This is a genomic window from Rhodococcus sp. P3_B8 (assembly GCF_056402775.1).
On the sequence record NZ_JBFUGT010000262.1, the window covers coordinates 1 to 9182 of the forward strand.

The following is a 9182-nucleotide window of genomic DNA, read 5'->3' on the forward strand; positions in this document are numbered from 1 at the left end:
GTCGACGTCTCCCCGTTCTCGACCAACGGCGCACTCGTCCTCGCCAACGCCCAGAACATCGAGCGTCCCCGGTTCTACCGGCAACTGCTCCTCAACGCGGGCATCGTGGTCGCGATCGCGCCGGCCCTGTGCTGGCTGGTGCTGGTGGCCGTCCCGACTCTGGTCTGACGCGCAGACCGCACCCGCGAGGGTTTAACTGAAGTTAACCCTCATCGATTTATTCGCCATTGTTCTCCACCCTGATGTAGGTCAGGGTGGGCAGTGGGACACCGCTGGGAAGCACGCTCCCCATCCGATCAGAGCCTCCAGCGGTGCCTCACAAACTCTTCGAACCCGAAAGGTGGGCCGGACCGTGTTCACACTTCATGGAACCTGGATGCGGGGAGGAACCAGCAAGTGCTGGCTGTTCAACGCATTCGACGTCGATCCGCTCATTGCTCAGGCCGGCGGCCTCGATGCCATCTTGACGTCGGCATTCGGCTCGGGTGATCCGCGTCAGCTCGACGGTGTCGGCGGCGGCAGCTCGACCACCTCGAAGGCGGCGATCGTGCGCCGTTCCAGCGAGCCCGGAATCGACGTCGACTACCTGTTTGCTCAGGTCGCGATTGGTGACCGCAAGGTCGAATGGGGCAGCAACTGCGGCAACTGCGCCACCGCGATCGGGTTGTACGCGCTGCAGTCCGGGTTCGTTCCGGTCGACTCCGCGACGACGACCGTGCGGATGCGGAACCAGAACACCGGCGCGATCCTGAACGCCGAGATCGCCACCCCGGGCGGGATGATCCCCACCGAAGGCGACGCTGCCGTGCCCGGCACCAGCGCGTTGGGTGTCCCGGTGGGGCTCACCTTCACCGGTCTCGCCGGCGGCGCGGCCACACTGCTGCCCACCGGCGCATCCATCGATCGTGTCACGATCGCGGGCCGCAGCTATCACGCCACGATGGTCGTCGCCGGCGCCCCGGCGGCGCTGTTCGACGCCGCCGACCTCGGCCTGACCGGCGCGGAGGACAACCAGACGATCGCCGAACACCTGCCGTTGCTGCTCCGGCTGCGACAGGAATCATCGTTGCGGATGGGACTGAGCAAGCCGGGAGATCCCATCTCCCAAGCGATTCCGAAAGTCGGTGTCGTGGGTCCGCCGGCGGACTACCGCACCAGCGCCGGCGTCGATATCCGCGCCGAGGACTACGACATCTCGGTCCGGATGCTGTCGATGCTCGCTCCGCACCCGGCGATTGGGCTCACCTCCGCGGTCGCTGTCGCCGCGGCCTCCACCGTGACCGCAGGTGTCGTCACCGACAACACACAGGTCCGGTGGCCGGGATCGCTTCGGGTGGGAACACCCGCCGGGGTACTCGATGTCGACCTCTCTGTTTCCCTCGACGGGGTACTCGAATCGGTCACCCTGCACCGGGCGGCCCGCCGTATCGCATCGGCGGAACTGTTCGTCACCGCCCCGGCGCCGGCTCCGGCACTGGTCGGCTCCGCGCGATGAGGATCCGAACACCGGAGAACGTGGCGATCGCACGTCGGGAAATCGATGCTCGGATCGCCCGATCCTGGCTCCTGGTCAACGGCACCCGCACCGACCTGTTCGACCAGGCCTACAGCTCCTGCGCGGACCAAATCGTCCTTGACATCGAGGACGCCGTCGACCCCCAACTCAAGTCCGACGCACGGGAAGAGGTCGCCGCCTGGCTCGAGAACACCTCGGCCTGGGTGCGGATCAACGACCGCTCCTCGGCCTACTGGAGCGATGACGTCGATCGCCTCACCGGGCTTCCCGGACTGGCGGGCGTGATGCTCGCGAAAACCGAAGCCGCCGAACATATCACCGAAACTTTCGACCGACTCGGCAGATCCACCCCGGTACTCGCGTTGGTCGAATCCGCCCTCGGAATCGACCAGGCCGGTGATATCGCCCGCGCCCGCGGCATCTTCCGGCTCGCCTTCGGCAGCGGCGATTATCGCCGCGACACTGGCACCAGCGCCGACGACCTCGCCATGGCCTACCCCCGCTCCCGGCTGGTGGTCGCCAGCCGAATCGGCAACCTGCCCGGACCGATCGACGGCCCCACCGTCAGCAACAGTCACACCGTGCTGCGCGAGCAGTCCGCCGTGTCCGTGTCCCTCGGGTTGACCGGGAAGCTGTGTCTGGACACCGAACAACTGCCGGCAATCAACGAGACCGTCAGCCCCACGCCCTCGGACGTGACCTGGGCGCGGGAGTTTCTCGCCGATTTCGAAGCCCGCGGCCGGATGGTCCGCGACGGCAGCGACCTGCCCCGGCTCGGCCGGGCCGAGAAGATCACCCACCTTGCCGACTGTTTCGGAATCGGCCGAAGCTGACCGGTCCTATCCGGTTTCGAAGCCCTCCTGCAGCTGGTGGGCGGCGGCAGCGCACACCGCGATTCCTTCCTGCGCGGCCGGGCTCAGCCGCCGCTCGGTCAGATGCGCGACCAGGATCCGCCGTTGCGGCGGACGGGTAGCGAGGGGAATCGACCGGACGTCGGGCCGAAGGTTGAGCACGGCCAGTCGCGGAGCAATAGCCACGCCGAGGTCGACGGCGACCATCGCCTGCACCTCACCGTAGTCGTGCGCGAAGACACTCGTGCGTGGCGTGAAACCACCTTGCTGACAGAGTTTTTCGAGGGTTTGCGCGACCGGATGATCGTCGGCGCGGACCACCCACGACTCGTCGCGCAATTCGGCGATCCGGATCGAGTCGCGGTCGGCCAGTCGGTGCCGTTCCGACACCAGCAGCACGGTCGGATCGTTCATCACGTGGTGGTACGTCAACGTGGGGTCATCCACCCGGTTCCACTCGTAGTCCCACAGCAGCGACAGTTCGGTCTCCCGGCGGCGAAGCGCATCGACCAAATACGCAAACCGGCCACTGAGCACCTTCAGCTCGACCCCCGGGTGCCGGGTCTTGAACTCCTTGACCACGAGTGGCAGCAGTGACGACCCAGCCGTGGGGAACGTGCCCAGCGCCAGCACACCCGCGCGCAGTCCTTTGATCTCGGCGAGTTCGGCATCGGCGGCCTCGAGTTCGATCAGGATGCGTTCGGTGTGCTTGACCACCGACCGCCCCGCCTCGGTCAACACGATGCCGCGCGCGTGCCGCTCGAGGAGCGGTTGCCCGGCCTCCTTCTCCAGCTTGGCGATTTGTTGGGAGACAGCCGAAGTGGTGTACCCGAGCGCCGCCGCTGCCGCGGTGATCGAGCCGTGCTCAGCGACCTCGCGCAGCGTGAACATCCTGGTCGTGTCCAGCACCCGACCCACCTCCTGACTTTAGAAGAAGTTAACGCCTGTCGATATACCCGTGATTGTAGTTGAAGCGTGCGAGTGTCAGTCTGAAGTGGCGGTAGCGGCGGCTGGACTCTACCGACCGCATCGTGACACCGCTGGGACCCACCTGTCGGGCGGCACTCGTCCGCGGCGAGCGCCGCACCCATATCGCCTCCCCCCACCACGCGAGGACAGCCTATGACTGCACACCCGAGCGACATCCACTCGCCCGACGACCAGGCCGACGAGAGCACGGGCGTCGGCTCTACTCCGGCGCGCGGTCCCTTGCACGGCATCCGTGTCCTCGACATCAGTACCGTCTATGCGGCACCGATCACTGCGATGATGCTCGGTGACTACGGCGCCGACGTCATCAAGATCGAGCACCCCACCGGCGATCCCGCCCGCACACACGGAGCACGCAAGAATGGCCACGGACTGTGGTGGAAGGTCATCTCCCGGAACAAGACATGCATCACCCTCAACCTCGGCACGGCCGAGGGCCAGCAGATGCTCCGCGATCTCGTCGTCGATGCCGACGTGCTGGTGGAGAACTTCCGCCCCGGCGTACTCGAGAAGTGGGGCCTCGGCCCGGACCGGCTCCGTGACCTCAACCCAGGACTGGTCATGCTGCGGGTCACCGGCTTCGGTCAGTCCGGACCCTACGCCGAACGGCGAGCATTCGGCACCCTCGCCGAGGCAATGAGCGGATTTGCCCACCAAACCGGAAGCGAGGACGGTCCGCCAACGCTGCCGCCGTTCGGTCTCGCCGACGGTGTCGCCGGACTTGCCGGCGCCTTCGGCGTGGTAACCGCGCTGCTGCACCGCAACAGTCCGGCCGGCGACGGCAAGGGTCAGGTCATCGACCTATCTCTGCTCGAACCGCTGCTGGGGATCCTCGGTCCCGGACCCACCGCGTACGACCAACTCGGCACCATCGCCGGCCGCAACGGCAACCGCTCCCCCAACAACGCCCCACGCAACACCTACCTCACCAAGGACGGGCAGTGGGTCGCCATCTCCGCGAGCGCCACCTCCGTTGCCGCGCGGGTCATGCGCCTGGTCGGCCGACCCGACATCGTCGAACAACCCTGGTTCGACTCCGCCGGCGAACGCAGCCGCAACGGTGACCTGCTCGACGAAGCGGTCGCGAAATGGATCGCCGACAGACAGCTGCACGAAGTCACGGCCGAATTCGAACGCGTCGGCGCCGCACTGGCACCGATCTACGACGTCGCGCAACTGATGAACGATCCGCACGTCCTCGACCGCCACTGCATCACCACCGTCGACGACGAGGACCTCGGCCCGATCAAGATGCAAAACCTCATGCTCCGCATGCTCGGAACACCCGGTGCGATCAACTTCGCCGGCCGCCGACTCGGCCAGGACAACGAGCAGTTCTACCAGGACACTCTCGGCATCGACCCGGACCGACTGACCGCACTCACCGAGAAGGGGGTCCTGTGATGGACCGCAGCTACCTGTTCGCGCCCGGCCACAACCTGAAACTGCTCGGCAAGGTATTCGACGCCGGCGCGGACGCCGTCATCCTCGACCTCGAAGACGCGGTACCTCCTACCGAGAAGGAGACCGCGAGAGCGAACGTCGCATCCGTCATCACCACCCGAACCGCATGGGTGCGGATCAACGCGCCGGGGACCAAATTGGCGGACGCTGATCTAGGGGCCGTCGCCACGTCCGCGCACGGCATCCGCATCCCCAAGGTCGAAACACTCGACGACATCCGCTGGGTCACGGACCGGGCGCCCGGAAAGCCACTGATCTGCGCCATCGAGACCGCGAAAGGTGTTGCCAACGCCTTTGCGATCGCCGACCACCCGGCGGTCACGCATCTCGCGCTCGGCGGTATCGATCTTAGAAGAGACCTCGGCACGGGCGACGGCGACATTCCCATGCAGTACGTGCGCTCCCACCTCGTCGTCGCCGCCCGCGCGGCCGGCATCGCACCACCGATCGACAGCGTCTACCCGCACATCCACGACAGCGACGGACTCGTCCGCCAGGCCACCCACAGCCGTGACCTCGGCCTGTTCGGCAAGTCCGCCATCCACCCCGCTCAGCTTCCGGCCATCCACACCACGTTCAGTCCGCGACAGAACGACATCGACTGGGCTCGAAAGGTCGTCGAGGCATTCGAGAACGCCGATGGAGCCGCAGTGCGACTACCCAGTGGCGAGTTCGTCGACCTCCCCGTCGCGGACCGGGCACGGAAGATCCTGGCTTCCGCCCACGCCTGACGAACCGGGCGGTCCCCCGCCTGCGTGCCGCCGGACTTCACGGCAGGACAAATTGTGTGCTGAGGTGAGCCCGGCGGCCGAGTCGGATCACCAGCCCCGCCGCGATGCATCGTGCACACCGACTCCCTGTACGGAACCTCGATCCCGGGGGCATCGGCGACGCCGAACACCGCGACATGGACAGCTTCGTCGATTTGGCTTGGGCGGGCACTGTTCCTACAGATTGGCCCGCCCTCAGGCCGTCGGTGAATTACGGGCAGCCGACCTTCATCGACCGATCGGCTTCGAGTAGCCAGGCGCGTACAGCTTTCATCCGGACCTCGCGCAGATAGCCCATCGGAGTGGTGCCGTAGTACTTCTTGAAACCGTCTTGTAGCGCCCGAACGCTGATTCCGGTAGCCGATGCGACATCCTCTACAGTGAGCAGTTCGTCAGCGTGGTGTTCGAATATTTCGACCGCGCGGCGAATAGATCGAGGCGCCGCCGGCACTGGCCGCTGCAACGCCTCTGTGTAGTTATTGGGTTGGGCCACAATAAGTTGACTGAGAAGTAGTCGTTCGAATTCTTTCATCCCGGAATCGCGCGATCAGCCAGTGGATCCTCGTCCGTCGCGAAGAACGAGGAGGAATCTGCACGGCATTGCCGGTGAACAAGGAGAAGAACGTGCTTCGGAAGCCGTCGCTCGTCGGCGTTCATCCGGCATGTCAAATCCGGTCACGCCTGCCCAATGCAGTTAGAAGAGGAGACAATTGTGGAAAGCAGTAACTGGGAGGGGTTCTCCACCAAGGCCGTGCACGCAGGATTCGACCCGGACCCGCAGACGGGCGCCGTCAACGTCCCGATCTACGCCAGTTCGACGTTCGCGCAGGACGGCGTCGGCGGCATGCGTAACGGATTCGAATACGCCCGCACCGGCAACCCCACCCGACGACCGCTCGAGGCCAACCTCGCCGCCCTCGAGTCGGGCACCTACGGTCGCGCGTTCCGTCCAGAGCGAAGGTCTGTGTCACTCATGACTTGCGCGGGGTGACTGCTGTAAAACATCCACGCAGCGTCTCCAGCGAAACCCCTGTCCGACCTAGCTTTTTATTCTATGGAGTACGGTTCGGAGGACCCGATCGCTGGTTGGTGATGGATGGCGGACTTCGCGCCGGAAGCGAGACGGATCGCCGCGCAACCGTTGGGGCTGAGCGCACCCGATGGAGCGCCCCGAGAACGTTGACAATGCGTGCGCCGTCGGCGGAAAGTTGAGCAGGGAACTTGTGACCCGATCTGTCAACGTCGGTGAGTAGGTGAGAGGCGTGAGCGCAACCGATCCCCCACCGCTGGTCGTCGTGCCGCCGGGAACCGGGCAGACCGGTGACCTGGGCCCGATCGGGGTCGAATTCAAGCTCTGGGGCCGTGACACCGGTGGGGTGCTGTCGGTCGTCGAGCACCCGTTCCCGGTCGGTGCGCTGGTGCCGCCGCACCTGCATACGCGGGAGGACGAATTCTCGATAGTTACTCAGGGTGTGATCGGATTCCGCTCCGGCGACCGGGAGGCCGTTCTCGAACCCGGCGGATACATCACAAAGCCCCGAGGTGAGATGCACGCCATGTGGAACGCCGGCACCGTCCCCGCGCGCATGATCGAGATCATCAGTCCGGCCGGCTTCGAACATTGCTTCCTGGAAATGTCCGAACTGATCGCCGCCGGCGAACCGGATGTCACCCAGATCGCCGCAGTTGCCGAGCGCTACGGTCTGCAATTCGGCGAACCCGACTGGTTGCCCGACGTGATCGCCCGATACACCCTGACACCGCCGTGAGCCCCGCTCGAGCCTCGACGCATGCGGTGTCGTTCACAGGTCGGGGAGGCTCAGCTCGGCCAGTCGGTGAGCCGAAGACAGCTTCGGAGGACCGCCACAGCCTCCTGAAGGTGCCCGGTACCGGAGAACAGTGGATTCGTTTGTGGTCGAGGCGTTCTCGTCGTGCGCAAGGAAGGGTCAACGCGCGCCCGCGGGTCGGAAGTGGTTCTGGTTTGTCTCACGGTTTGGCCACCGCATTCTGTCTGAAATTCCTGACATCTCTTCTGTCGTCACCTGCATGACAGAGGCCGGAGAGGTAGAGGAACATGGAAGAAATGAAAGCGGTGCGGCTCCACGCCTATGGCGGACCGGAGAATCTGGTCTACGAGGAAGCGCCCCGTCCGGAGCCTGCCGGGGACGAACTCGTGGTGCGGGTGCACGGTGCGGGAGTCAACGTGTTGGACTGGTTGCTGGGCGAAGGCGGGTTCGAACACTTTCCCGATGTTCCGCTGCCGTGGATTCCGGGGTGGGACATCTCGGGAGTAGTGGAAGTGGTCGGTAACGGCGTCAGCGGGTTCCAGCAGGGCGACAGCGTCTACGGAATGGTTCGGCTGCCCGAACCCGGCAACGCCTACGCCGAGTACACGGCAGTCCCCGCCAGTCAGGTCGTCGCCAAGCCGCCCGTCCTGGACCACAAGCACGCGGCGGCAGTGCCGATGACCGGATTGACGGCGTGGCGTGCCCTCTTCGACGAGGCCGGTCTACAACGAGGGCAGCGCGTGTTGATCCATGCCGCCTCGGGCGGTGTCGGCCATCTGGCCGTGCAATTTGCGAAAGCCGTGGGAGCGCACGTGGTCGCAACCGCGTCCGGCTCCAACCGGGAATACGTGAACTCGCTCGGCGCTGACGAGTTCGTCGACTACCGCGAGCAGCGGTTCGAGACGTCGGTGGCTCCGGTGCATGCCGTGATCGACACGGTCGGCGGCAAAGTCCAACAGCGGTCCCTCGACGTGCTGAAGCGAGCCGGGGTTCTCGTCGCCCTGCCGGCAGAGGTCCCGGACGACGTCAAGGCCGAAGCCGAGCGACGCGGTATACGAACGCGACACTTCAGCGTCGAACCGAACGCCGACACGCTGACCAAGATCTCCCGGCTCATCGATGACGGCAGGGTGCGGCCCACGGTGAGCTCGGTATATCCCCTCGCCGAGGCGCAAGCTGCCCACGAAGAGGGCCGGGCAGGACACGTCCGAGGGAAGCTGGTCCTCGACGCGACCACGGTCGCTTCCTGACCGGCGTGCTACGGGACGGGCGCCGCCTGCTGCCCGCAATGCGCTGGGCGCCTGTCTCGCCCCGGTGACGGTTCGGCGTGCGGACAACTGCGGGACGAGCAACAGACAATTGATGCGTGCCTGTCGATACGTTCGGCGCTGGAGGCGATCGCGGACCGCAGCGCGGACCTGTCACAGGCCATCGGGGCGCTGTCGGCCAGACCGTCACTTCAGCGCAGATACTCCGGGTCCGTCGAGATCACCCAGCGCCGACTTGCGCCCCGATATCGCCATGAGCAGTGATAGTGCCGGGCCGCAGACTTCTGTGTCGACCGTCACGTAATTCCCCAGGGGTGTCCGTCACGTAATTCCCCATGCTCGGGCGTGCTGAGTCGAGGGTAACCCGAGCGGGCGGGGTGCGGGTCAGGTTGCGGCGGTGGGGCGGTGTCCGGGTCGTTTGCGGGGTCGGTAGGACGGTCCGTCCATCAGGGTTTGATGGCTGGTGTTGATGAGCCGGTCGAGGAGCGACTCGGCGACGACCGGGTTCGGGAACAGCGGGTACCAGTCCTTCGGGG

Annotated in this window: 8 protein-coding genes and 4 pseudogenes; 8 read left to right on the plus strand and 4 right to left on the minus strand. The window is 65.8% G+C overall.

Features of this window, described 5'->3' with window-relative positions; all coding sequences use genetic code 11:
• The 3 genes and pseudogenes from AC1D1G_RS36370 to AC1D1G_RS36380 all read left to right on the plus strand — a co-directional run.
• Nucleotides 1–168 (plus strand): annotated as a pseudogene (locus AC1D1G_RS36370) (SLC13 family permease); the annotation flags it as partial.
• A gap of 208 nt (nt 169–376) precedes the next feature.
• Nucleotides 377–1495 (plus strand): PrpF domain-containing protein, encoded by a 1119-nt coding sequence (locus tag AC1D1G_RS36375; RefSeq protein ID WP_477955921.1) that lies wholly within the window; start codon nt 377–379, stop codon nt 1493–1495.
• A complete protein-coding gene (locus tag AC1D1G_RS36380) occupies nt 1492–2349 on the plus strand; it encodes an HpcH/HpaI aldolase/citrate lyase family protein (protein WP_477955914.1) in 858 nt (285 codons plus the stop codon). Before AC1D1G_RS36375 ends, AC1D1G_RS36380 begins: the two co-directional genes overlap by 4 nt.
• A gap of 6 nt (nt 2350–2355) precedes the next feature.
• Here AC1D1G_RS36380 and AC1D1G_RS36385 read toward each other — a convergent pair whose 3' ends face one another.
• Complete coding sequence (locus AC1D1G_RS36385) at nt 2356–3276, minus strand: LysR family transcriptional regulator (protein WP_283335027.1); 921 nt, start codon at nt 3274–3276, stop codon at nt 2356–2358.
• A gap of 213 nt (nt 3277–3489) precedes the next feature.
• Here AC1D1G_RS36385 and AC1D1G_RS36390 point away from each other — a divergent pair, with 213 nt between their 5' ends.
• Together AC1D1G_RS36390 and AC1D1G_RS36395 are read left to right on the plus strand one after the other, a co-directional pair.
• Nucleotides 3490–4761 carry a CaiB/BaiF CoA transferase family protein gene (locus AC1D1G_RS36390; RefSeq protein ID WP_477955915.1) on the plus strand — a complete coding sequence of 424 codons (1272 nt, stop codon included), beginning with the start codon at nt 3490–3492 and terminating at the stop codon, nt 4759–4761.
• Nucleotides 4761–5552: an HpcH/HpaI aldolase/citrate lyase family protein gene (locus tag AC1D1G_RS36395; protein ID WP_477955916.1), complete on the plus strand. Its 792-nt coding sequence runs from the start codon at nt 4761–4763 to the stop codon at nt 5550–5552. The genes AC1D1G_RS36390 and AC1D1G_RS36395 overlap by 1 nt, the downstream gene beginning before the upstream one ends.
• Before the next feature lie 250 nt (nt 5553–5802).
• On the opposite strand, the gene AC1D1G_RS36400 is transcribed toward AC1D1G_RS36395, so the two are convergent.
• Nucleotides 5803–6123 (minus strand): helix-turn-helix transcriptional regulator, encoded by a 321-nt coding sequence (locus AC1D1G_RS36400; protein WP_477955918.1) that lies wholly within the window; start codon nt 6121–6123, stop codon nt 5803–5805.
• A 156-nt stretch (nt 6124–6279) separates the two neighbouring features.
• Here AC1D1G_RS36400 and AC1D1G_RS36405 point away from each other — a divergent pair.
• The 3 genes and pseudogenes from AC1D1G_RS36405 to AC1D1G_RS36415 form a co-directional block, all read left to right on the plus strand.
• Nucleotides 6280–6537: pseudogene (locus AC1D1G_RS36405) on the plus strand (PLP-dependent transferase); the annotation flags it as partial.
• A gap of 316 nt (nt 6538–6853) precedes the next feature.
• On the plus strand, nt 6854–7360 hold the full coding sequence (locus AC1D1G_RS36410) for a cupin domain-containing protein (RefSeq protein ID WP_477955919.1): 507 nt from the start codon (nt 6854–6856) through the stop codon (nt 7358–7360).
• Between the two features lie 305 nt (nt 7361–7665).
• Complete coding sequence (locus tag AC1D1G_RS36415) at nt 7666–8628, plus strand: NADP-dependent oxidoreductase (protein WP_477955920.1); 963 nt, start codon at nt 7666–7668, stop codon at nt 8626–8628.
• A 204-nt stretch (nt 8629–8832) separates the two neighbouring features.
• Here AC1D1G_RS36415 and AC1D1G_RS36420 read toward each other — a convergent pair.
• Nucleotides 8833–8931: pseudogene (locus tag AC1D1G_RS36420) on the minus strand (maleylpyruvate isomerase family mycothiol-dependent enzyme); the annotation flags it as partial.
• Nucleotides 8932–9030: 99 nt separating this feature from the next.
• Nucleotides 9031–9182 (minus strand): annotated as a pseudogene (locus AC1D1G_RS36425) (ATP-binding protein); the annotation flags it as partial.

Excerpts from the sequence above, each read along its gene's own strand:
- AC1D1G_RS36395 (WP_477955916.1), top strand. The coding sequence starts at position 4,761 with ATGGACCGCAGCTACCTGTTCGCGCCCGGCCACAACCTGAAACTGCTC.
- AC1D1G_RS36375 (WP_477955921.1), top strand. The coding sequence starts at position 377 with ATGCGGGGAGGAACCAGCAAGTGCTGGCTGTTCAACGCATTCGACGTC.
- AC1D1G_RS36390 (WP_477955915.1), top strand. The coding sequence starts at position 3,490 with ATGACTGCACACCCGAGCGACATCCACTCGCCCGACGACCAGGCCGAC.
- AC1D1G_RS36415 (WP_477955920.1), top strand. The coding sequence starts at position 7,666 with ATGGAAGAAATGAAAGCGGTGCGGCTCCACGCCTATGGCGGACCGGAG.
- AC1D1G_RS36400 (WP_477955918.1), bottom strand. The coding sequence starts at position 6,123 with ATGAAAGAATTCGAACGACTACTTCTCAGTCAACTTATTGTGGCCCAA.
- AC1D1G_RS36380 (WP_477955914.1), top strand. The coding sequence starts at position 1,492 with ATGAGGATCCGAACACCGGAGAACGTGGCGATCGCACGTCGGGAAATC.